Source organism: Actinokineospora sp. UV203 (assembly GCF_056323665.1).
Window position 1 is genome coordinate 2,022,951 of the sequence record NZ_CM150484.1, and the last position, 22,137, is coordinate 2,045,087.

Annotated in this window: 18 protein-coding genes and 1 riboswitch; of the genes, 7 read left to right on the top strand and 11 right to left on the bottom strand. The window is 69.7% G+C overall.

What is annotated here, in order from left to right:
• Window positions 1-111 precede the first annotated feature (111 nt).
• The gene (locus ACUZ2Y_RS09230; protein WP_431420842.1) at window positions 112-411 is read left to right on the top strand and encodes a hypothetical protein; all 300 of its coding nucleotides are present in this window, start codon (window positions 112-114) and stop codon (window positions 409-411) included.
• 18 nt (window positions 412-429) lie between these two features.
• Here the strand turns inward: ACUZ2Y_RS09230 and tesB are convergent, their stop codons facing one another.
• From tesB to ACUZ2Y_RS09260, 6 genes are all read right to left on the bottom strand, one after another.
• A complete protein-coding gene (gene tesB, locus ACUZ2Y_RS09235; protein WP_476328858.1) occupies window positions 430-1,356 on the bottom strand; it encodes an acyl-CoA thioesterase II in 927 nt (308 codons plus the stop codon).
• 261 nt (window positions 1,357-1,617) lie between these two features.
• Window positions 1,618-3,048: a pyruvate kinase gene (gene pyk, locus ACUZ2Y_RS09240; RefSeq protein WP_476328860.1), complete on the bottom strand. Its 1,431-nt coding sequence runs from the start codon at window positions 3,046-3,048 to the stop codon at window positions 1,618-1,620.
• A gap of 88 nt (window positions 3,049-3,136) precedes the next feature.
• On the bottom strand, window positions 3,137-3,796 hold the full coding sequence (locus tag ACUZ2Y_RS09245; RefSeq protein WP_476328862.1) for a DUF2461 domain-containing protein: 660 nt from the start codon (window positions 3,794-3,796) through the stop codon (window positions 3,137-3,139).
• Window positions 3,793-4,563, bottom strand: coding sequence for an aminotransferase class IV (locus ACUZ2Y_RS09250; protein WP_476328864.1), 771 nt, complete (start codon window positions 4,561-4,563; stop codon window positions 3,793-3,795). Before ACUZ2Y_RS09250 ends, ACUZ2Y_RS09245 begins: the two co-directional genes overlap by 4 nt.
• Window positions 4,564-4,631: 68 nt before the next feature.
• Window positions 4,632-5,564 carry a trypsin-like serine peptidase gene (locus tag ACUZ2Y_RS09255; protein WP_476328866.1) on the bottom strand — a complete coding sequence of 311 codons (933 nt, stop codon included), beginning with the start codon at window positions 5,562-5,564 and terminating at the stop codon, window positions 4,632-4,634.
• Window positions 5,565-5,664: 100 nt separating this feature from the next.
• A complete protein-coding gene (locus ACUZ2Y_RS09260) occupies window positions 5,665-5,811 on the bottom strand; it encodes a hypothetical protein (RefSeq protein ID WP_476328868.1) in 147 nt (48 codons plus the stop codon).
• 230 nt (window positions 5,812-6,041) lie between these two features.
• Here ACUZ2Y_RS09260 and ACUZ2Y_RS09265 point away from each other — a divergent pair, with 230 nt between their 5' ends.
• Window positions 6,042-7,271, top strand: coding sequence for a lipase family protein (locus ACUZ2Y_RS09265; protein WP_476328870.1), 1,230 nt, complete (start codon window positions 6,042-6,044; stop codon window positions 7,269-7,271).
• Here the strand turns inward: ACUZ2Y_RS09265 and ACUZ2Y_RS09270 are convergent.
• From ACUZ2Y_RS09270 to gltB, 4 genes are all read right to left on the bottom strand, one after another.
• Complete coding sequence (locus ACUZ2Y_RS09270; RefSeq protein ID WP_476328872.1) at window positions 7,268-8,761, bottom strand: PstS family phosphate ABC transporter substrate-binding protein; 1,494 nt, start codon at window positions 8,759-8,761, stop codon at window positions 7,268-7,270. The two genes, ACUZ2Y_RS09265 and ACUZ2Y_RS09270, sit on opposite strands and share 4 nt — an antisense overlap.
• Before the next feature lie 94 nt (window positions 8,762-8,855).
• Window positions 8,856-9,377 (bottom strand): hypothetical protein, encoded by a 522-nt coding sequence (locus ACUZ2Y_RS09275; RefSeq protein ID WP_476328874.1) that lies wholly within the window; start codon window positions 9,375-9,377, stop codon window positions 8,856-8,858.
• A 104-nt stretch (window positions 9,378-9,481) separates the two neighbouring features.
• Window positions 9,482-10,981 carry a glutamate synthase subunit beta gene (locus ACUZ2Y_RS09280; protein ID WP_476328876.1) on the bottom strand — a complete coding sequence of 500 codons (1,500 nt, stop codon included), beginning with the start codon at window positions 10,979-10,981 and terminating at the stop codon, window positions 9,482-9,484.
• On the bottom strand, window positions 10,974-15,533 hold the full coding sequence (gene gltB / locus ACUZ2Y_RS09285) for a glutamate synthase large subunit (RefSeq protein ID WP_476328878.1): 4,560 nt from the start codon (window positions 15,531-15,533) through the stop codon (window positions 10,974-10,976). The genes ACUZ2Y_RS09280 and gltB overlap by 8 nt, the downstream gene beginning before the upstream one ends.
• A gap of 193 nt (window positions 15,534-15,726) precedes the next feature.
• Window positions 15,727-15,849, top strand: a riboswitch (cobalamin riboswitch).
• 86 nt (window positions 15,850-15,935) lie between these two features.
• Between gltB and ACUZ2Y_RS09290 the strand changes: the two genes are divergently transcribed.
• The 5 genes from ACUZ2Y_RS09290 (at window position 15,936) to ACUZ2Y_RS09310 (ending at window position 20,697) form a co-directional block, all read left to right on the top strand.
• Window positions 15,936-16,865, top strand: coding sequence for an ABC transporter substrate-binding protein (locus tag ACUZ2Y_RS09290; protein WP_476328880.1), 930 nt, complete (start codon window positions 15,936-15,938; stop codon window positions 16,863-16,865).
• Window positions 16,862-17,887 (top strand): FecCD family ABC transporter permease, encoded by a 1,026-nt coding sequence (locus ACUZ2Y_RS09295; RefSeq protein ID WP_476328882.1) that lies wholly within the window; start codon window positions 16,862-16,864, stop codon window positions 17,885-17,887. The genes ACUZ2Y_RS09290 and ACUZ2Y_RS09295 overlap by 4 nt, the downstream gene beginning before the upstream one ends.
• The gene (locus ACUZ2Y_RS09300; protein WP_476328884.1) at window positions 17,884-18,678 is read left to right on the top strand and encodes an ABC transporter ATP-binding protein; all 795 of its coding nucleotides are present in this window, start codon (window positions 17,884-17,886) and stop codon (window positions 18,676-18,678) included. Before ACUZ2Y_RS09295 ends, ACUZ2Y_RS09300 begins: the two co-directional genes overlap by 4 nt.
• 63 nt (window positions 18,679-18,741) lie before the next feature.
• The gene (locus ACUZ2Y_RS09305) at window positions 18,742-19,212 is read left to right on the top strand and encodes a hypothetical protein (protein ID WP_476328886.1); all 471 of its coding nucleotides are present in this window, start codon (window positions 18,742-18,744) and stop codon (window positions 19,210-19,212) included.
• Window positions 19,213-19,374: 162 nt separating this feature from the next.
• Window positions 19,375-20,697, top strand: coding sequence for an IS4 family transposase (locus ACUZ2Y_RS09310; RefSeq protein ID WP_476331683.1), 1,323 nt, complete (start codon window positions 19,375-19,377; stop codon window positions 20,695-20,697).
• 243 nt (window positions 20,698-20,940) lie between these two features.
• On the opposite strand, the gene lgt is transcribed toward ACUZ2Y_RS09310, so the two are convergent.
• Window positions 20,941-22,086, bottom strand: coding sequence for a prolipoprotein diacylglyceryl transferase (gene lgt / locus ACUZ2Y_RS09315; protein WP_476328888.1), 1,146 nt, complete (start codon window positions 22,084-22,086; stop codon window positions 20,941-20,943).
• Window positions 22,087-22,137 lie beyond the last annotated feature (51 nt).

The following is a 22,137-nucleotide window of genomic DNA, read 5'->3' on the forward strand; positions in this document are numbered from 1 at the left end:
TGTCGTCACCCGATCGTGTATTGCAACTTGCAGAATGCCGCCAGGACCACGCAGTCTCTGTAGGAAAGACCTGTCTTGCGGCCCGCCGCGCCGCCGACCGGAAGGACCCGGGTGAACGAGTCGATCTTCGGGCACATGGAATCGTCGTTACAGGACTATCTGTCCACGCTCAGCACCCGGGCGACGGAGAGCGGTGAGCACGCCGCCGCCGAACTGGCCCGCGGCGAACTCCCCCGCATCGTCTCCGCGCTGCAGGCGCTGCTGGACGAGCACCACCCGGACGCGCAGGGCCGCTGCCCGACCTGCCGCACCCGGCTGTTCACCAAGGCGCCGGCACCGTGCCGCGCGTATCTCACGGCGCACCTGTGCCTGCTGATGACCGAAGAGAGCGAGACTCCTCTCTACCGCTAGAGAGCTCGAGTCGCGTGGTCAGCCGATCCGGATCAGTCCTTCTTGGACGACGGTCGCGATGAGTTCGCCGGACTGGGTGAAGAACCGGCCCGTCGCGAGACCGCGCCCACCCGACGCGCTTGGGGAAACGCAGTCGTAGAGGACCCATTCGTCGGCCCGGAACGGCCGGTGGAACCACATGGCGTGGTCGAGACTGGCGCCCATGACGTTGTCGGTACCCCAGTAGACGCCGTGCCGGGCGAGGATCGCGTCGAGCAGGGTCATGTCGGAGGCGTAGGCGAGCACGCAGACCTGCAGCAGCGGGTCGTCGGGGAGCGTGCCGTCGGCCCGCATCCACACCTGGTTGCTCGCCTCCCGGGGCCCGGTGTCCCGCGAAAGCCACGGCGGCTCGGAGACGTAGCGGATGTCGATCGGCCGCGGCCGGTCGGCGATGCGGCCGAACTTGGCCTTCAGCTCGGGGGTCATCAACTCACCGTGGGTCGGCAACCCGCCCGGAGCGGGCACGTCCGGCATCTTCTCGGCGTGCTCGACCCCTTGTTCCACCTTCTGGAACGACGCCGACAACGCGAAGATCGCCTTACCGTGCTGCACAGCGACAACGCGGCGGGTCGTGAAGGAGCGCCCGTCCCGGATCCGGTCGACCTCGTAGACGATCGGCACACTCGGGTCGCCACCGCGGATGAAGTAGGCGTGCAGCGAATGCACCCCACGCTCCGGCGGCACCGTCCGCCCGGCGGCGACCAGTGCTTGACCGGCGACCTGCCCGCCGAACACGCGCACCGGCGAGTGGCTCGGGCTGACCCCGCGGAAGATGTTCTCCTCGATCTTCTCCAGATCGAGCAGAGCGACAAGCCGGTCGAGCACAGCCTGTCCACGTGGGACACCGTCAGCCGTCAGCGGCTCGTGGTCCAACGCCTCAGCCGCCGCCCGCGCAACCTCAGTCATCGCTCGACCCTAGCCGACCCCACCACACCCGCGAGTCGCCCCTTCCAGCAAGTGAGTCGCCCCTCCAGGCAACCGAGTTCAACGTTCAGGCAACCGAGTTCAACGTTCAGACAAGGTGAGTTCACCCCTTCGAGGCGCTTCAGGCTTCGGCGGCGGGCGGCAACCGACGCCGATGCTCCCGAATGTCGAACTCACTGGTCTGAATGGTGAACTCGGTTGCCTGGAGGGGCGACTCACTTGCTGGAAGGGGCGACTCGCGTGTTAGGCGTGGTCTTCTTCGCCTAGGCGGTGGACTCGGATGAGGTTGGTGGAGCCGACGGTTCCGGGTGGGGAACCGGCGACGATGACGACCAGGTCGCCGGGCTGGTAGCGGCCCATGGCCAGCATCGAGAGGTCCACCTGCCGGACCATCTGGTCGGTGGAGTCGACCTGGGGCACCAGGAACGTCTCCGTGCCCCAGGTCAAGGCGAGCTGGCTGCGGACGTGAGGTTCCGGGGTGAAGGCCAACAGCGGCAGCTTCGTATGGAGTCGGGCGAGCCGCTTGACGGTGTCGCCGGACTGGGTGAAGGCGACCAGGGCCTTGGCGTTGAGGCGTTCGCCGATGTCGCGGGCCGCGTACGAGATCACGCCGCGCTTGGTGCGGGGGACGTGGGTCAACGGCGGCACGGCGTCCGGGGTGGACTCGGTTTCGACGGCTTCGATGATTCGGACCATCGTCTGCACGGACTCGACGGCGTAGCGGCCGACGCTGGTCTCGCCGGACAGCATCAGGGCGTCGGCGCCGTCCAGGACCGCGTTGGCGACGTCCGAGGCCTCCGCGCGGGTGGGGCGGGAGTTGTTGATCATCGAGTCGAGCATCTGGGTGGCGACGATGACTGGCTTGGCGTTCTCGCGGGCGATCTGAACCGCGCGCTTCTGCACGATGGGGACGTACTCCAGCGGCAGCTCGACGCCCAGGTCGCCGCGGGCGACCATGATGCCGTCGAACGCCAGGACCACCGCTTCGAGGTTGTCGACCGCCTCCGGCTTCTCCAGCTTGGCGATCACCGGCAGCCTGCGCCTGCCCACGCGGTCCATCACCTGGTGCACCAGGTCGATGTCCGCGGGCGAGCGCACAAAGGACAGTGCGATGAAGTCGACGCCCAGCTGCAGGGCGAACTCTAGGTCCTCGATGTCCTTCTCGGACATGGCCGGGACCGAGACGTCCATGCCGGGCAGGGACAGGCCCTTGTTGTTGCTGACCGGGCCGCCTTCGGTGACCTCGCAGACCACGTCCTGGCCGTCGACCTCGAGCACGGTCAGACCGACCTTGCCATCGTCGACGAGCAGGCGGTCGCCGGGCTTCGCGTCGTTGGCGAGGCCCTTGTAGGTGGTGGAGACGCGGTCGTGGGTGCCCGCGACGTCCTCGACGGTGATCCGCACGACGTCGCCGGTGTTCCACTGGACGGGACCGCCCGCGAAGGTGCCGAGGCGAATCTTCGGGCCCTGCAGGTCGGCCAGCACGCCGACCGCGCGGCCCGCCTCGTCGGACGCGGCGCGCACGAGGTCGTAGATCTCTTTGTGGTCACTGTGGCTGCCGTGGCTGAAGTTCATCCTGGCCACGTCCATGCCCGCCGCCACGAGCTCACGGAGCTTCTCCGGAGTGGCGGTGGCAGGTCCCATCGTACAAACGATCTTCGCGCGTCGGCTCACGAAGGCAGCTTAGACCGCGGAGCTTGACCGATCATGATGTACCGGCCGGTAAGTTAAGTTTCGATTCAGATTGTTCAGCCTGCGGAGATCAACTGTCCACCGCGACGCCAACATGGTCCCTCGCCCATTCGTTGAATGGCCGGAGCTGACGCCACGCCTTGCGCACGCGGTCGAAGCACGCGCGCTCATGCAGGACGTCGTCGGGCTCCCAGACACGCGCGGCGTAGACCGAGCGGTAGCGCAGCAAGTCGATCCGCTCGTGGTCTTTGTCGTATCCGCGCGGGGCGGTCTTGAGCTGATCACCCCGGATCTCCCAGCCCGCGCGCGTCAGCGTGGCCAGGATCGAGCGCAGACGCTCACCGTGGATCTCCTCGGCGACCGCGGCGCGGTACCGGGCGAGCTGGTCGGACTCCAGGTGGAAGCAGCCGCCGCCGGTGCGCAGACCGGCGGGGCTGACCTCGACGTAGTAGGCGCCGCCGCCCCGACCGGCCTCGATCACGCCGCCGCAGTTGGTCTTGTACGGCGTCTTGTCCTTCGCGAAGCGCACGTCGCGGAACGGCCGGAACACCTTCGGCGCCCCGAACTCGCCGCCGAACTCCTTCTCCAACTCCCCCAACAACGCCTGCATCGGCGCGCGGACGTCGGCCTCGTAGGTCGACTTGTTGGCGTCCCAGTAGGTCTTGGAGTTGTCCGCGACCAGACCGTCGAAGAAGTCGACCGCGTACTCGCCGAACCCTTCGAACCTCACACCCGTTCCTCGGGGGTCAGGTCGTGACTGCGGCGCAGCCGGGCCGCGGCCTTCTCGTCGACCTCGTACTCGACCTCGTCGATGACCGAGATCGCCCGGACCGGGCTCAGCGCGTTGGTGGCGAACGCCGCGCGGAAACCGGACAGCTCCGACATCGCGACCGGCCGCACGTCATAGTCCAGCCCGCTGCGGGTCATCCCGCTCTGAATCAGGCCCATGGCGATGCCCGGCAGCACCGGCGCGCTCGGCCAGACGACCTTGTCGCCGTCGAGGAAGCAGATGTTCCAGGTGGAGCCCTCGGACACCTGGCCGTCGGGGTTGACGAACAGCGCGTCGTCGAAGCCCGCCTTGCGGGCGATGCGGCGCTGGTAGAACAGGCCGAACGTGCCGACGTGCTTGACCTGCGGCAGGTCGCGCTGGTAGCCGGCGGTGCGCACGCGCAGCGGCGGGGCGTCGTCGGGCGGCAGTTCGCCGATGGTCACCACGACGTCCGGCTCCACCTCGGCCTCCGGCACCCGGGGGTCGAACTTGGGGCCGAAGACGTTGGCACGCGCGTAAACCGGCTGCGTGCTGCCCTCGATCGCCCGCCGGATCTCGGCGCGGACCAGGTCCTCGGCGATCCCGAGCCCGAACACCACGCGGGCGTCGCGGTCGAGTCTTTCGAGGTGCCGGGCCAGGCCGCGGACCCGGCCGCGGTCGACCCGCATCGAGGTGAAGTGTCCGTAGTTCACCATGGCCATCGACTGAAGATCATCTTGCGCGCTCATCGCCTGCAGTCTCGCATGCCCGGCAGGCGACACGGTCCCGCGGACCACCGCCGCGGGACCGTGTCGCGTCAGCTCGCCTGCGCGGTGTTGTAGAGGTTCTGCGCGTCGGCCCCGAAATACGGGCCGAACATCCAGGTCGGGAAGAAATTGATCTTGTAGCTGTTGACCGAGTTCTGCACGCCGACGCCGGTTCCCTCGACGAAGGACTTGAACCACGGGCCGCCACTGGACCCGCCGGTCATGTTGCAGGTCATGCCGATCCCGTTGCTGAGGAACGCCGAGAACGTCCCACCCGAACAGTAGATCAGCTTGCTGCCGTCGTACGGCGATGCCGCCGGGTAGCCGAAGGCGTACATGTTCTGCGACTTGGGCTGGTTGAACGCGATTCCCTGCGCCCCAACGACATCGGTCAGACTCTGGCCGTTGAGCGGGTTGACGACGGCGGCGCCGACGTCGTAGTTGATGTCCTCACTGGCGTTCCACTGCGGCGTGGCCATCGTCGCCTTGGCCGTCCACGTGCCGTACGGCGCGTTTCCGTTGTTGTAGCCGGGAACGAACACGAAGTTCGTGTGGTAGGCGCCGTCGAGCTTCACGCAGTGCCCGGCGGTCATCACGGTGCTCTTGTTGGCGCTGGTCACCGCATTGCCGCTGCACGAGGCGTTGCGGCCCTGGTAGGTGAAGAACACCCGGCCCACGGTCTTCACGACCGACCCCGACCCGGTCCAGGCGCTGCCGCCGTTGGGATAGGCGGTCGGCGAGATCACCCGCGGCACGCCTTTGGCGACTGTGGACACCAGCCGGGACGCGTCCACGGTGAGCGCGTCGAGCGGGATGGCCTCACGCATCGCCTGCTCCGTCCAGTGGGCGGCGACCGCGCGCGCCTCGGCGGCGGTGTCGGCGGCGAGGTTGACCGCGGGAGCGGCGGTCGCGCTTGGCGCGAAGAGGACGGACGAGACGAGCGCGGCGGCGGCAACAGCGGCCCGGACCAGATGTCGGTTCATGAACAGCCCCTCACGTGGCGTGAATCATCAACAGGGTCACCGAGTTGAAAGTTACTCAGATTCCCGCCACGACAGATCTGGCTTCCGGGTGAACTTCGATCTACCAGCCGAGCTTGCCCTCGGCCGGCGCCGCCCTCTTCAGCGACAGCCACACACCGCGGAACTCGCCGTCGCCCCACGCGCACGCAGCGCCCTCGCGACGGGGATCGGGCGGGGTGTTCGCCAGGATCGGCCGGGGTCGGCGCACACCTGCTCGACGACGTGATCCCGTCAAGGTGGGCAGGACGGTCGCGACCCAGCCGGAGATCTACCTCTGGCGAGTCCCCCGTCGCCGGCGTCCCGGCACTTCCTTAGCGCGGCGAACAGCGCGAACAGTTCGCGCGAACAAAGAACGTTGACACCTCCTGGGACCCAGCTCACAGTCAGACAGACGGGTTACTCCCCGGTAACCGTCCCTGCCGTTTCCAGGAGATCACTGTGAAGTTTCGACTCTCCCGCCGCCTAGGGGTCTTGGCCGTCGCCGCGGGTGTGGCGGCGGCCGGGCTGCTGGCCGTTCCCAGCGCGAGCGCCCAGCCGTTCTACGAGACCCCGACGACCCTGCCCGCCAACAACGGCGACGTCATCCGCAGCGAGCCGTCGATCTTCTACCTGGACCCGATCAACCTCATCAAGATCGACGCCAACGTGCAGCGGGTCCTGTACCGCTCCACGGACCGCACCGGCAAGGCGATCGCGGTCAGCGGCACGGTGATCACCCCGAAGTCCGCGTGGTTCGGCGTCGGCGAGCGGCCGATCGTCGGGTACGCCCCCGGCACCCAGGGTCTCGCCGACCACTGCGCGCCGTCGCGGCAGCTGACGGTGGGCACCGAGTACGAGGGCCCGTTCGTGCTGGGGCTGATCACCCGCGGGTACGCCGTGGCCCTCACCGACTACCAGGGTCTGGGCACCGACGGCACGCACACGTACATGAACCGGGTCGTCCAAGGCCACGCCGTCCTCGACTCGATCCGCGCGGCCCAGCGGCTGCCCGCGGCCGGTGTCCCGGCGAACGGGCCGGTCGCGGTGCACGGGTACTCCCAGGGTGGTGGCGCGGCGGCCTCGGCGGCCGAGCTCGCGCCGACCTACGCGCCGGAGCTGAAGCTCAAGGGCGTATCGATGGGCGCGGTGCCCGCCGACCTGTCCGCGGTCGCCCGTACTCTCGACGGCAGCCTGTACATGGCGTTCCTCGGCTACGCGACCTACGGCCTGGCCGCCGGCTACGGCATCGACATGGACCCGTACCTCAACGCCACCGGCAAGCAGGTCTTCGCCGACGTCGCGGGCAAGTGCACGCTGGAGGCGCTGCCCGCGGCCGCGTTCAAGAAGTCGGCGACGCTGACCGCCGACGGCAAGCCGATCACGGACCTGCTGGCCAACAACCCGCTGTTCAAGACCGTGATCGACGAGCAGCGGATCGGCCGGATCAAGCCGACCGTCCCGGTGCTGATCTCGCACAGCACCCTCGACGACGTCATCCCGTACAGCGTCGGCAAGACCCTGGCGTCGAACTGGTGCGACAAGGACGCCAACGTCCGGCTCGCCCCGAACCTGGGCCCGACCCACGTGGGCGGCGCGGTCGCGAGCTACCCGGGCGCGTTCGCCTGGCTGGAAGCGCGCTTCGCCGGGCTTCCCGCGCTGTCGAACTGCTGGGCGGTGCCGTTCCTCTAGCGGCAGAGGGTGCCCATGAGGTCCTGTGGGCCGTCCACACAGGGGACGTATCCGGCGCGGCGGAGGATGTTCTTCGCCGCGTCGGAGTTCATGTACTCCAGCAGCGAGTCCACGAGTCTGCCGTTCTGCGGCGGGCCGTAGGTGTAGAGGTACTCGACCGCCCAGAACGGGTAGCCGCGCTTGATCACCGAATCAAGATCCGGGTCGCGATCGTCGAGCTTGATCCGGTTGAGGTTGGTGTACTTCGTCGTCGCGCTGACCTCGGCGTAGCCGATCGCGCCGGGCAGCCGGTCGACCTCGTCGAGCTGCGCGGCGGTCGAGTCGTACTCGCAGCGGGTCACCTTCGCGGCCGGGTCGCGGTCGCGGCGGACGCAGTCGTTGGACGATAAACCGGGTTCGGGCCTGCCTAAGACCTTCTCCTCGAACGCCAGCCGGGTGCCCGATCCCCCGCCGCGGCTCACGACGCTGATCGGCAGGTCCGGGCCGCCGACCTGGTTCCAGTTCGTCACGTCGCCGCTGAAGATCGCCTTGACCTGGTCGGCGGTGAGCGCGTGCCGCCCGGTGGCCTTGTTGACCACGACCGAGAACGCCACCACGCCGACCGGGTGCGGGGTCAGGTTGTGGTAGTTGCGTGACGCGGGCCCGTCGGACATCACGATGCGGGCCTCGCGCTGGGCCGGGTCGTTGCGGGCGATGTTGTCGAGTTCGCGCAGCCCGTCGAGGCTGCCGCGGCCCTGCACGGTGACGGCCGCCGAATCGCACTGCTTGAGGTAGGTGGCCACGATGTCCTTGGCCACCGGGTCGAACGCGCTGGAGCCGGTGATCTTGACCTCACCCGCCGCGCAGATGGTCGGGCGCGAGCTCCACGGGCTGCTGATCAGCAGCGCCAGCGACGCCCCCACCAGCAGCATCGCGGTCCCGCTGAGCACCAGACTCCGTTTGCTGGGGCCGTTTCCAGTGGTCGTGTCGCGGACGATCTTCCCGCCGCTGAGGAACCCGACACACGCGACGGACGACTTCTTGTCCGCCTTGCCGGTCAGCAGGACCAGCACCTTGATCCGGTTCTTGCGGTTGAGCGGGACCTTGGGCAGCACCAGTTCGGTGTCCCCCACCGGCGGCCAAGCCTTGTCCCTGGCGACGATCCGCATGAGCGTGTCGTCGGCCTCGATCACCTTCGCGTCGACCACCCGCCTGCCGCCGAACTCCAGCGCCAGCGGCTCACGGAAGTCGTCCTCGCGGATCTCCTGGCTGCCGGTGTTCATGATGCGCACCAGCGCGAAGCTCGGGTCCTTGACGACCTCGCCCTGGTAGCGCCACTCGACTTCGATCTCGCCGCCGTGCGCGGGCGTCACCCCGACCGGAGTGTCCAAATGGACCCGGTAGCTGATGCGCTTTCGCTTGAGCCACAACGCGGCCAGATAGCCGACCACCGAGGCCGCGAGTCCCGCGAGCCCGACCGTCGCTTCCAGATTGTTCGACACCCAGGACATCGCAGGCGTCACCTCCTTGGCACACCGTAGAAAGCACGGCATGCCGCGAAGATCGGCTTCACCCGACGTTCGCCCGATGTTCAGCGTCGCGCGGTCAGACCAAGTGCCAGCGCGGCGGTTCACCCGGACTGCCGCTGCGGCAGACCACCGCGCGGAAACCCACGAACGCGAGCGCCCCAGGGGTGTCGCACTCTTCGCCGACGGTGACGGAGCCGGGGGCGGGCTTCTTCGTCTTGGTCGGACGAGTCGTGGTCGTGGTCGTGGTCGTTGCCGGAACGGGAATGGCGGGCGGACCGGCGAGGACCGTCGACGCGACCGGCGGCGGTGGCGGCGAGACCGACGGCTCCGCGGGCAGGCTGCCCGGCCGCACTGTCGTCGTGGGAGTGGTGGTGGTGACCGGCTTGCGCGGGTCGGCGCCTTCGGGCTGCGGCCGCGGACTGTCGGACAGCACCGACATGACCCCGACGACGATTCCCACCGCGACGACGAACGCGCCGATCTTGAGGCCGAGCAGCACCCCGTCACGCTTCTCCGGCTTACGATGGCGGGCGCGGGGCTGTGCCGGTTCGGGCTCAGGCCTGCCGCCGTCCTCGACGGGCGGTATCACCGTGGACATGGTCCCCCGAGTACGCGATGGCCAATTTGGTTTCAAGACCATAACGCACCGCCGTGCCTGCTTGGCAATTACACGATCTTATGACAAGGGCGGTCACTCAGCGTTTATCGAACGGTGAGTGGAAGTGCCGTCGGGTGGACCGGTGAAGGCAAATCGGACGCACCGGTGAGATAGGTATCGACTGAGTGGGCCACCGACCGGCCCTCCGCGATCGCCCACACCACCAGCGACGCGCCGCGGTGGGCGTCGCCGCAGACGAACACACCCGGGGCGGTCTGCCAATCCTGTCCGCACGACAGCGTTCCGCGCGGGGTCAGCGACAAGCCGAGGCCGCTGAGCAGGGGCATGTGCTCCACCCCGTCGAAGCCGATGGCCAGCAGGACCATGTCGGCGAGCAGCACGTGCACCTCGTCGGTGACCGGCACGACCTGCCGGATGCCATCGATGCGGCGGACCTCGACCTCGCGCAGCTGCACGGAGGTCAGGTTGCCATCGGAGTCGCCGACGAACCGCTCGACGGCGACGGCGAACCGGCGGGCGCCGCTCTCCTCGTGCGCCGGGTAGGTCCGCAGGATCCACGGCCACACCGGCCACGGCGAGACCTCGTCGTCGCGGTTCTCGGGCGGACGCGGGTACTGGTCCAACTGGGTGACCGACGCCGCGCCCTGGCGGGTGGCGGTGCCGTAGCAGTCGGCGCCGGTGTCGCCGCCGCCGATGATGACCACGTGCTTGCCGCGCGCGTCGATCGACGTGGGGCCGTCGCCCTCGACCTGCTTGTTGGCGGGCACCAGGTGGTCCATCGCCAGGTGCACGCCGCGCAGCTCGCGCCCGGGGACCTCAGGGGCGTCGCGGCCGCGCAGCGCGCCGACGGCCAGCACGACCGCCGCGTGCCGCTCCCGCAGCTGCTCGACGGTCAGGTCGACGCCCACCTCGCAGCCGGTGACGAACCTCGTCCCCTCGGCGCGCAGCTGGGCGAGCCTGCGATCGAGGACGCGCTTCTCCATTTTGAACTCGGGGATGCCGTAGCGCAGCAGCCCGCCGAGGCGGTCGTCGCGTTCGTACACCGTGACGTCGTGACCGGCCCGGGTGAGCTGCTGGGCGGCGGCCAGACCGGCCGGGCCCGACCCCACGACCGCGACCGAGCGACCGGAGGACACAGTGGACACCTGCGGCTTGACGTCGCCGCGTTCCCAGGCGACCTCGGCGATGGTGTTCTCCACCCGCTTGATCGTCACCGCTCCCCCGGCCTCCGGGGTGATCGCCAGCACGCACGCCGACTCGCACGGCGCCGGGCACAGGCGGCCGGTGAACTCCGGGAAGTTGTTGGTGGCGTGCAGCCGTTCACCCGCGAGCGTCCAGTCGCCTTGGCGGACGAGGTCGTTCCACTCGGGGATGAGGTTCCCGAGTGGACAGCCCGCGCTCACCGAGTGGCAGAACGGGATGCCGCAGTCCATGCAGCGGCTCGCCTGCCCGCGGACCTTCTTGTCACGCGCGGCCGGGTCCTGGTCGGCGTAGACCTCGCGCCAGTCGCCGAGCCGCTCGGCCACCGGCCGCTTCGGCGCGTCCAAGCGCTGCTGCTTGAGGAAACCGGTCGGATCAGCCACGGGACGCCTCCATCACGGCTTCGTCGACATCGCGGCCCTCGACCCGGGCGATCCGCATCGCCTCCAGCACACGCTGGTAGTCCCGCGGCATGACCTTGGCGAACGCCGCGGCCCGTCGGGTCCAGTCGCCCAGCAGCGACGCGGCGACCGCGGAGCCGGTGGCCTTGTGGTGTTTGGCGACGATCTCGCGCAGCCAGCGCAGGTCGTCGAAGCCGGGTCGCTGGATCTCGACCATCGCCGGGTTGACCTTCGCCGGGTCGAGGGCGAGCACGTAGCCGATGCCGCCGGACATGCCCGCCGCGAGGTTGCGCCCGGTCTTGCCGAGCACCACCGCGCGACCGCCGGTCATGTATTCGAAGGCGTGGTCGCCCACGCCCTCGGCGACGATCACCGCGCCGGAGTTGCGCACCCCGAACCGCTCCCCCACGCACCCGCGCAGGAAGACCTCACCGCTCGTGGCGCCGTAGGCGATCACGTTGCCCGCGATCACCTCACGCTCAGCGGCGAACGGCGCCTCCGGGTGCGGGCGGACGATGATCCGGCCGCCGGAGAGCCCCTTGCCGACGTAGTCGTTCGCGTCGCCGACCAGGTCCAGGGTGATTCCCTTGGGCAAGAAGGCGCCCAGCGACTGGCCCGCCGACCCGGTCAGTCTCACGTGGACGGTGTCCTCGGGCAGGGTGTCGCCGTAGCGGCGGGTGACCTCCGCGCCGAGCAGGGTGCCGACCGTGCGGTTCACGTTGCGCACCGGCAGTTCCAGCCGCACCGGGAGGGCGTCCTCCAGCGCGGGCTCGGCCAGCCGCATGATCGTCCGGTCCAGCGCCTCGGCCAGGCCGTGGTTCTGGGCCCGCACCCGCCTGCGCGCGCCGCTGACGGGCGCCACCTCGAAGACCGGGGCGAGGTTCATGCCCTCGGTCTTCCAGTGCGACACCGCTTTGTCGACGTCGAGCAGTTCGGCGTGGCCGACGGCGTCGTCGATCGTGCGGAAGCCCAGCGCGGCTAGGTGTTCACGCACTTCCTCGGCGACGAACCGGAAGTAGTTGACGACATGCTCGGCCTGGCCGGTGTAGCGCTTGCGCAGCACCGGGTTCTGCGTGGCGACGCCGACCGGGCAGGTGTCGAGATGGCAGACCCGCATCATCACGCAGCCGGCCACGACCAGCGGCGCGGTGGCGAAGCCGAACTCCTCGGCGCCCAGCAGCGCGGCCACGATCACGTCCCGGCCGTTCTTGAGCGCGCCGTCGACCTGCACGGTGATCCGGTCGCGCAGGCCGTTGAGCATCAGCGTCTGCTGGGTCTCGGCGAGGCCGATCTCCCACGGCGTGCCCGCGTGCTTGAGCGAGTTGAGCGGCGAAGCGCCGGTGCCGCCGTCGTGGCCCGAGATCAGCACGACGTCGGCGTGCGCCTTCGAGACCCCGGCCGCGACCGTGCCGACCCCGGCCTCGCTGACCAGCTTCACGTGGACGCGGGCGTTCTCGTTGGCGTTCTTCAGGTCGTGGATGAGCTGGGCGAGGTCTTCGATCGAGTAGATGTCGTGGTGCGGCGGCGGCGAGATCAGCCCGACGCCCGCGGTGGAGTGCCGGGTGCGCGCGATCCACGGGTAGACCTTGTTCGGCGGAAGCTGGCCGCCCTCGCCGGGTTTCGCGCCCTGGGCCATCTTGATCTGGATGTCGTCGGCGTGCACGAGGTATTCGCTGGTGACGCCGAACCGTCCACTCGCGACCTGCTTGATGGCTGAGCGCCTGCGCGGGTCATGCAGGCGGTCTGGGTCTTCGCCGCCCTCGCCGGTGTTGGACCGGCCGCCGATGCTGTTCATCGCGATCGCGAGCGTCTCGTGCGCCTCGGCGGAGATCGAGCCGTAGGACATGGCGCCGGTGTTGAAACGGCGCAGGATCGACTCGACCGGTTCGACCTCGTCGATCGGGATCGGCGTGCGGCCCTCGGTCTTCATCGCGAACATCCCGCGCAGCGCGCCGCCCTCGCGGTTGAGCCGGTCGACTTCGGCGGAGTACTCCCGGTAGACGTCTTCGCGTCCGGTCTTTGTCGCGTGCTGCAACAGGAAGACCGTCTCCGGGGTGAACAGGTGCAGCTCACCCTCGCGGCGGTAGGCGTACTCCCCGCCCACCTCCAGCCGCCGGTAGACCCGGTCGGTCGGGTTCTCCGGGTGCGCCCGCCGGTGCCTGCTGTGGGCCTCACGGGCGATCACGTCGAGGCCGACGCCGCCGAGCTTGGACAGGGTGCCGGTGAAGTACTCGTCGAGCAGGTCCTGCGCCAGGCCGAACGACTCGAAGACCTGCGCGGCGGTGTAGGCGCCGACGGTCGAGATGCCCATCTTGGACATGATCTTGAGGACACCCTTGACCAGCGCCTGCACGTACCGGCGGATCGCGGTGCGCGGCTCGACGCCGGTGATGGCGCCGTGGGTGATCAGGTCCTCGATCGTCTCGAACGCCAGGTACGGGTTGACCGCCGCCGCGCCGTAGCCCAGCAGCAGCGCGATGTGGTGCACCTCGCGGGCGTCGCCGCTCTCCACGACCAGCGCGACGCGCAGCCGCTCCTTGGTGCGCACCAGGTGGTGGTGCACCGCGGAGACCAGCAGCAGCGACGGGATCGGCGCCATCCGGTGGTCGGAGTCGCGGTCGGACAGCACGAGGATGCGCGCGCCGGCGTCGATGGCAGCGGACGCCTCGCGGCGAACGCGTTCGATGGCCGAGGCGAGCGCGGCTCCTCCACCGTCCACCTCATACAGTCCACTCAGGACAGTGCTGGCGTAGCCGGGGAGGTCGCCGTCGTCGTTGACGTGGATGAGCTTGGCCAGCTCGTCGTTGTCGATGACCGGGTACGGCAGCTGGATGTGCCTGCAGGAGGCCGGTCCCGGCTCCAGCAGGTTCTGCTCCGGGCCCATGATGCGCCGCACCGAGGTGACGATCTCCTCGCGGATCGCGTCCAGCGGCGGGTTGGTCACCTGGGCGAAGTTCTGCTTGAAGTAGTCGTAGAGCAGCCGTGACCGCTGCGACAGCGCGGCGGGCGGTGTGTCGGTGCCCATCGAGCCGATCGGCTCGGCGCCGGTGATCGCCATGGGCGTGAGGAGGATCTTCACTTCCTCCTCGGTGTAGCCGAAGGTGACCTGGCGGCGCTGCACCGACTCGTGCGTCTGCACGACGTGCTCGCGGTCGGCCAGGTCGGCGATCTTGAGCAGGCCCGCGTGCAGCCACTCCTCATACGGGAGCTGCTCGGCCAACTCGGACTTGACCTGGTCGTCGTCGACGATCAAGCCCGCCTCGGTGTCGACCAGGAACATCCGGCCCGGCTTGAGCCTGCCCTTCGCGACGACCTCGCCGGGCGGGACGTCGAGCACGCCGGTCTCGCTGGCCAGCACGATCCGGTCGTCCTTGGTGCGCCACCAGCGCGCGGGCCGCAGGCCGTTGCGGTCGAGCACCGCGCCCACGAGCGTGCCGTCAGTGAACGTGACGCAGGCCGGGCCGTCCCACGGCTCCATCAGGCTGTTGTGGAACCGGTAGAACGCACGGCGCTTCGGGTCCATGGTGGTGTGGTTCTCCCACGCCTCCGGGATCATCATCAGCACCGCGTGCGGCAGCGAGCGCCCGCCCAGGTGCAACAGCTCCAGCACCTCGTCGAAGGACGCCGAGTCGGAGCCGTTGGGGTCGACGATCGGGTAGAGCCTGGTCAGATCGCCCGGGATGCGGTCCGACGCCAGCAGGGCCTCACGGGCGCGCATGCGGTTGCGGTTGCCGCGGACGGTGTTGATCTCGCCGTTGTGCGCGACGTAGCGGAACGGGTGCGCCAGCGGCCACGACGGGAACGTGTTGGTCGAGAACCGGCTGTGGACCAGGGCGATAGCGCTGGTCAGCCGCTCGTCGCGGAGGTCGGCGAAGAACGCGGGCACCTGCGCGGTGGTCAGCATTCCCTTGTAGACCAGGGTGCGCGAGGACAGCGACGGGAAATAGATCTCGCTACCCGCGTGCTCGACCCGCTTGCGCAGGCAGAACGCGAGGCGGTCCAGCTCGATCCCGGCTGGGGAGGCCCCAGAGTCATCGGACTCGGCGGCGAGGAACGGCATGGCGAAGTGCGGCATCACCGACAGCGCCGTCGGCCCCAGGCCCGCGCCGACCGGGTCGACCGGGACGTCGCGCCAGCCGAGCACACGCAGCCCCTCCTCCTCGGCGATGCGCTCGACCAGCTCGACGGCCTTCGCCCTGTCGTCGGCGTCAGCGGGCAGGAAGGCCAGGCCGGTGGCGTAGCGGTGCCTGCCGAGCTCATCGGGCTCGGGCAGCTCGAACCCGGCCACCCTGCTTGTCTCAGCGCGCAGCAACTCATCCGGCAGCTGCACGAGGATGCCCGCGCCGTCGCCGCTCGTCGGCTCCGCGCCCGCGGCACCCCGGTGTTCGAGGTTGGCCAGGGCGGTGAGGGCGTCGGTGACGATGGCGTGGGACCGGCGGCCGTGGATGTCGGCCACCATCGCCACGCCACAGGCATCGCGCTCCGCTGCCGGGTCATAGAGGCCCATAGGCGACGGGAGTGCGGAAAAGATCATGCTGAGCCGGCCTTCCACTGTCGTCATCTCGCGCTCAGGAGCGGTGTTCGCTTCGTTGATGGTGACTGAACGAAGCCACTCTGGCGCGGGACGGCAGCGGCCCGCGGGTCACCCGAGTTTAACAGTCCTGAAACGAGTCAGCCTGGGCGCGCGGGTTAGAGCGGCCGAGCGGCTGCTAGCGTCAGCGGGCCGGGCGGTTACGCCGTTCGGCGGCGTGCGCGAAAGCGAAGTCCGGTGCGAATCCGGCGCTGTCCCGCAACTGAGATGGCTCCTCGCGGAGCCGAGCCAGGTCGCCTGCCGACGCACGCCGACGCCTTCCGCCCCCGGCGCAGGGGTGCGGCGTCGCGACCGCGTCGAGCGGCGGCGGCCCGTACCCGGCCCGGCCCACGACTCGAGGTTCAGATGACCCCGCAGACCCCCAGACGCGCGCGACGTCTGGCGCTCATTCTCGCCGCCGCGCTTGCCATCGCAGGCTGCGCCACCCGCGCCGAGGAGCCCGCGCCCGCCGCGCCTGCCGACGCCTTCCCGGTGACGGTGACCGCGCCCGACGGCAAGCCGCTGACGCTGGAGCGCAAGCCCGAGCGGATCGTGTCGCTCTCGGCGAGTGCCACCGAGACGCTGTTCGCCATCGGCGCGGGCAAGCAGGTCGTCGCGGTCGACGAGCAGTCGACCTTCCCGGCCGAGGCGCCCAAGACCACCCTGTCGGGCCTGACGCCGAACGTCGAGGCCATCGCGGGCCACACGCCGAACCTGGTGATCGCCTCCGGCGACGCGGGCGACATGGTCGCCGGCCTGGGCAAGCTGGGCATCCCCGTGCTGATCCTGCCCGCGGCGCAGAACCTCGACGACGTCTACGCGCAGTTCGACCTGGTCGGCAAGGCCACCGGCAACGCGGCGCGGGGCGCGGACCTGGCGCGGCGGACCAAGGAGGACATCGCGAAGATCGTCCGCGACACCCCCAAGTCCGAGACGCCGCTGAGCTACTACCACGAACTCGACACCGACCTGTACTCCGCGACGTCGAAGACGTTCATCGGCAAGGTCTACGGCCTCTTCGGGATGACCAACATCGCCGACGCGGCCGACACCGACGCGAGCGGGTACCCGAAGCTGTCGGCGGAGTACGTGATCAAGGCCAACCCGACGCTGATCTTCCTCGGCGACACCAAGTGCTGCGGCCAGACCGCGGAGACCGTGGCCCTGCGGCCCGGCTGGAACACCGTCGACGCGGTGACCAAGAACCGCGTGGTCGCGCTCGACGACGACCTGGCCTCGCGCTGGGGCCCGCGGATCGTCGACCTGGTCCGCGCCGTGGCCGACGCGCTCAATTGACCCGCGCGCGGCTCACCCCGGCGGTCCTGGCCACGGCGCTGCTGGTGCTGGTGGCCTCGGTTGTCGTGTCCACCCTGCTCGGCGCGGCCGGGCTGGGGTGGACGCGGGTGATCCGCGAGATCGTCGCCCAGCTCACCGGGGGTGTCTCGCCGCTCAGCGAGCGGGAGGCTGCGATCGTGTGGCAGGTCCGGTTCCCGCGGGTGCTGCTGGCCGGTCTGGTGGGGGCGGCGCTGGCCGTGTCCGGCGCCGCCTACCAGGGGGTCTTCCGCAATCCGCTGGCCGATCCGTACCTGCTGGGAGCGGCCGCGGGTGCGGGGATGGCGGCCACGCTGGTCGTCGTCACGGCCCCGTCGGCGGCGGGCTGGATCATCGGGCCGCTGCCGCTCGCGGCGTTCGCGGGGGCGCTCGGCGGGGTCGGGCTGACCTGGGTGCTCGGCCGGTCCGCGGGCGGCGGCACCGCGATCCTGCTGCTGTCGGGGATCGCCGTGGCGGCGTTCCTGACCTCGATCCAGACGTTCGCGCAGCAGCTCAACACGGACACGATCAAGCAGGTCTACACGTGGATGCTGGGCGGGCTGAACACCAGCGGGTGGCACGAGGTGCTGCTGACGCTGCCCTACATCACCGTGTCGGCCATCGTGCTGTGCCTGTGCGGGCGGCTGCTCGACGTGCTCGCGGTCGGCGACGAGGAAGCGGCGTCACTGGGCATCCGGCCTGGTCGGGTACGGATCATCGTGCTGCTCGCGGCGTCGCTGGCCACCGCGGCGGCGGTCGCGGTGAGCGGGCTGATCGGGTTCGTGGGGATCGTGGTCCCGCATGTCGTGCGGCTGCTGGCCGGGTCCAGCTACCGGGTTGTGGTGCCGCTCTCGCTGGTCGGCGGGGCGGTGTTCCTGATCGTCGCCGACCAGGTGGCGCGGACCATCGTGGCACCCGCCGAGCTGCCGATCGGGGTGATCACCGCGTTCACCGGTGCGCCGTTCTTCCTGCTGGTGCTGCGGATGAACCGGGAGCGCGTGCGATGACACTGGTGCTTCGTGACGTCACCGCCGGGTACGGCGGGCGGCCGGTGGTGTCCGGGGTGTCGGTCGAGGTGCCCGCGGGCAGCTGGCTGGCCGTCATCGGACCGAACGGGGCGGGCAAGTCGACGCTGCTCAAGTCCATCGCCGGGCTGGTCCCCAGCCAGGGCGCGATCATGCTGGACGGGCTCGCCACTTCGTCGATGCCCGCGCGCGACCGGGCCCGCGCCATCGGGTACGCGCCGCAGACGCCGTTGATCCCGGAGGGGCTGTCGGTCACCGACTACGTGCTGCTGGGGCGGACACCGCATCTGGCGACCCTGGCCCGTGAGGGGCCTCGCGACATGGCCGTGGTCACCCAGGTGCTGGCCCGGCTCGACCTGACCGCGCTGGCCGGACGGCGGCTGCGGACCCTGTCCGGCGGCGAGCGGCAGCGGGCGGTGCTGGCCAGGGTCCTGGCCCAGCAGGCGGGCCTGCTCCTGCTCGACGAGCCGACCACGGGCCTGGACATCGGGCACGCCCAAGCCCTGCTGGAACTCGTCGACCGCCTGCGCGCGGAGGACGGGACCACGGTGGTCAGCACCCTGCACGACCTGACCCTCGCCGCGCAGTACGCCGACCGGCTCCTGCTGCTGGACGCGGGCACACCCGTCGCGGCGGGGACACCGCACGAGGTCCTCCGCGCGGACCTGATCGCCCAGCATTACGACGCCACGGTCGAAGTGTTATCCACAGGCCAAGGTCATCCCGTGGTGGTGCCAGCACGTGCCGTGACACACTCGGCGCATGGGGAATAAGCGGCTGGGGGCCGCGCTCGCAGTGATCATCGGTGTCTTGGTGGCCGCCGTCGGACTGTGGGCGTGGGCGGGCGGGACACCGACCCAAGCGGGCTCCGACGGCCCACTCTCGACCGCGCCTGCGCCGCCGACCACCACGGCACCAGTGGCGAGTCGGACCATCGGCCCGGCGTACCGGGGCGACGGCTCGCCGATCCACGCCGACAACCGCGGCCACCTGCGGCACGGGAACTGACACCGGAAGCCCGCGCTCTGCTGGAGACGAGGGCCGTCGAGGTCCGAACCGCACTCGACCGCCTGCGCGCACCCGAGTTACCGCGCGCGGCGGCGGTCGAGGAGGCACTGGTCGCCCTCGGCTACCCCGCCGACTCGGTCTTCGCCGAAGACGTAGCGGCGTCGTCGGACCAGCGGGCGGTTGTCTTCGGCATCTCAACCACGGGCGGCTGCGTCAAGGGCTCGGTGCTGACGACCCAAACGCGGGTCGAGGTGGACGGGCTGATCCCCGAGTGGGGATGCCGCACCCCGAAGAACTAGCCCGCTAGCCCCAAGGCCGCTCAGTTAGGCGGTTTGAGGTCTCGTCAAGGGGCCGCTGATCATGAGACAGCGGAGCCCCGGTAGACAGGTTTGTCCTCGCGAGACAACCACTACCAAGGGGCTCCGCTGCCTGCCCAGTCTGTCATCACCCGCACGATCACCGTGGCCCAGGGACCGTTCGCACCCGGTCATCTGGGCGAGTTGACCCAAATCGTGCCCTTCGACATGGTCGACGAGATCCTTGCCGAGACCCGCACCGTGCAGGCCAGGGTGCGGGATCTGCCCTCCCGTGTCGTGGTCTATCTCCTGCTGGCCGGGTGCCTGTTCGCGGATCTGGGCTACGGGCAGGTGTGGCACCGCCTCACCGCCGGCCTGGGTGGTCTGGATGTGGCCACACCGACCACGGGAGCGTTGTGCCAGGCCCGCCGTCGGATCGGGATCGCACCCCTGCGGGCACTGTTCGACCTGCTGCGCGGCCCCGCCGCGGCGGGCACCACGGGCGGGGTGCGGTGGCGCGGGCTGCTGGTCACCGCGATCGACGGCGCCACCATGACCGTCGCGGACAGCACGGCCAACCTGACCGTGTTCACCAAACCCGGCAGCCACAACGGCGGGTCCTCATATCCACTGCTGCGGATGCTGGTCCTGGTCTGCTGCGGCACCCGCACCGTCCTGGACACGGTCTTCGGCCCGGCCACCAGCGGTGAGACCACCTATGCCGCCCGGCTGGTCAGCGGCCTGCGGAAGGGCATGATCGTGCTGGCCGACCGGAACTTCGCCGCCGCGGACCTGGTTGCCGCGATCGCCGAAACCGGGGCGCACGTGCTGTTCCGGGTCAAGGCCGCCCGGAAGCTGCCGCCCTTGCGCCGCTACGACGACGGGTCCTACCTGTCGATGCTGGGTGTGCTCCCGGTCCGCGTCATCGACGCCGAGATCACCATCGCGACCAGTGCCGGGCTGCGAACCGGTGCCTACCGGCTGGTCACCACCCTGCTCGACCACCACCGCCATCCGGCGTTCGACATGGTCAGGCTCTACCACGAGCGGTGGGAGATCGAAACCGCGTTCCTGGAGATCAAGTCCACGATCCTGGGCGGGAAGGTCCTGCGCGCCCGCACCCCGACCGGCGTGGTCCAGGAGGTCTACGCCCTGCTGCTCACCTACCAGGTCCTACGCCTGGCGATGGCCGACGCCACCGACACCCGGCCCGGCATCGACCCGGACCGGGCCGGATTCACCGTCGCACTGCACGCCGCCCAAGACCAAGTCGTCCTGGCCGCAGGCGTCATCGCCGACACCGTGATCGACCTCGTCGGCGCGATCGGCAGGCTGGTCCTGGCCAACCTCCTACCCGACCGGCGCATCCGAACCAGCCCCCGCGTCGTCAAACGGGCCATCTCCAAATACAACGCCCGCGGCACCATCGACCGGACCAGCTACAAAGCCACCATCAACATCGACATCCCCGCCCTGCCCGATCCTTGACAACCAGAGCGAACCCCTTAACTACACGGCCTTGCCGCTAGCCCGCCACTAACCCGCCTCCCCGGAATTCTTGGTTTGGTTTACGTGTCGTGTGATGGTGCGGATTGGTGGTAATCGGGGTCGGCCACCGTCACGGTCCCCTTAGGTAGTTGGTGCGGGTGTTTCCGGCACTGACGTACCGCCCCCACCCGGCAGAGCGGGTGAGGGCGGCGTTTCAGGTGTTTGAAGCGGCTTCGGGGCCGGTCAGCTGGTGGGCTTGGCCTCGTTGCCGGACTTCGCCGCCTCGGCCGTCTCGTCGGCCCGCGCGTCCTGGCTGTCGGTGTCCGTGCTGTCGGTCTCGGTGTCCGTGCTGTCGGTCTTGGTGTCCGTGCTGTCGGTCTTGGTGTCCGTGCTGTCGGTCTTGGTGTCCGGGGTCTTGTCGACGCGCTCGGAGTCGGTGGGTTCCACGGCGTCGAGGTCGGTGTCCTCGTCGATCACGGTGACCGGCCCGCCGTCGATGGCGTCCACTGTGGACAGATCCTCGCGGGGGCCGCGGCGGCGGGCGATGATGATGTAGGCGATGGCGCCGACGAACAGCACCGCTGAGGTGAAGACGTTGATCCGCAGGCCGAGCACCTGGGTGGCCGGGTCGGTCCGCATCATCTCGATGACCCCGCGGCCCACGGTGTAGCCGGCGACGTAGACGGCGAACGCGCGGCCGTGGCCCAGGCGGAACTTGCGGTCTGCCCACACGACGAGCAGCGCGACGAGGAGGTTCCAGACCAGTTCGTAGAGGAACGTCGGATGCACCGGGCTGCCATCGACCAGCGCGTGGCTGACCGCGACGCCGTTGAGCGGGTCCTCGACGCCGAACTCGTTGACGCGGCGGTAGATCTCCAGGCCCCAGGGCAGGTCCGTCGGACCGCCGTAGAGCTCCTGGTTGAAGTAGTTGCCGATCCGGCCGATGGCCTGCGCGGTCACGATGCCGGGCGCGACAGCGTCGGCGAAGACGGGAAGTGGGATGCCCTTGCGCCTGCAGCCGATCCACGCGCCGACGCCACCGAGGGCGATGGCGCCCCAGATGCCGAGACCACCGTCCCAGATGCGCAGTGCGTCGAGCGGGTTCTTGCCCTCACCGAAGTACCGGTAATAGTCGGTCGCGACGTGGTAGAGCCTGCCGCCGACCAGGCCGAACGGGACGGCCCACACCGCCACGTCGATGACCGTGCCGGGGGCGCCGCCGCGGGCGATCAGCCGCCGCTCCCCCCACCAGATCGCGATGACGATGCCCACGATGATGCACAGGGCGTAAGCCCGCAGCGGAAGCGTGATGAACCCGAGGTCGAGTTTCCACACGCCGCGGTCGGGGCTGGGGATGTTCGCCAGGATCAGGCTGGAAGCGCTTGTCACGGGGCACACGGTAACGGCTCGCCGTCTCCTCGGCGTGAAGAGGTGGCATCC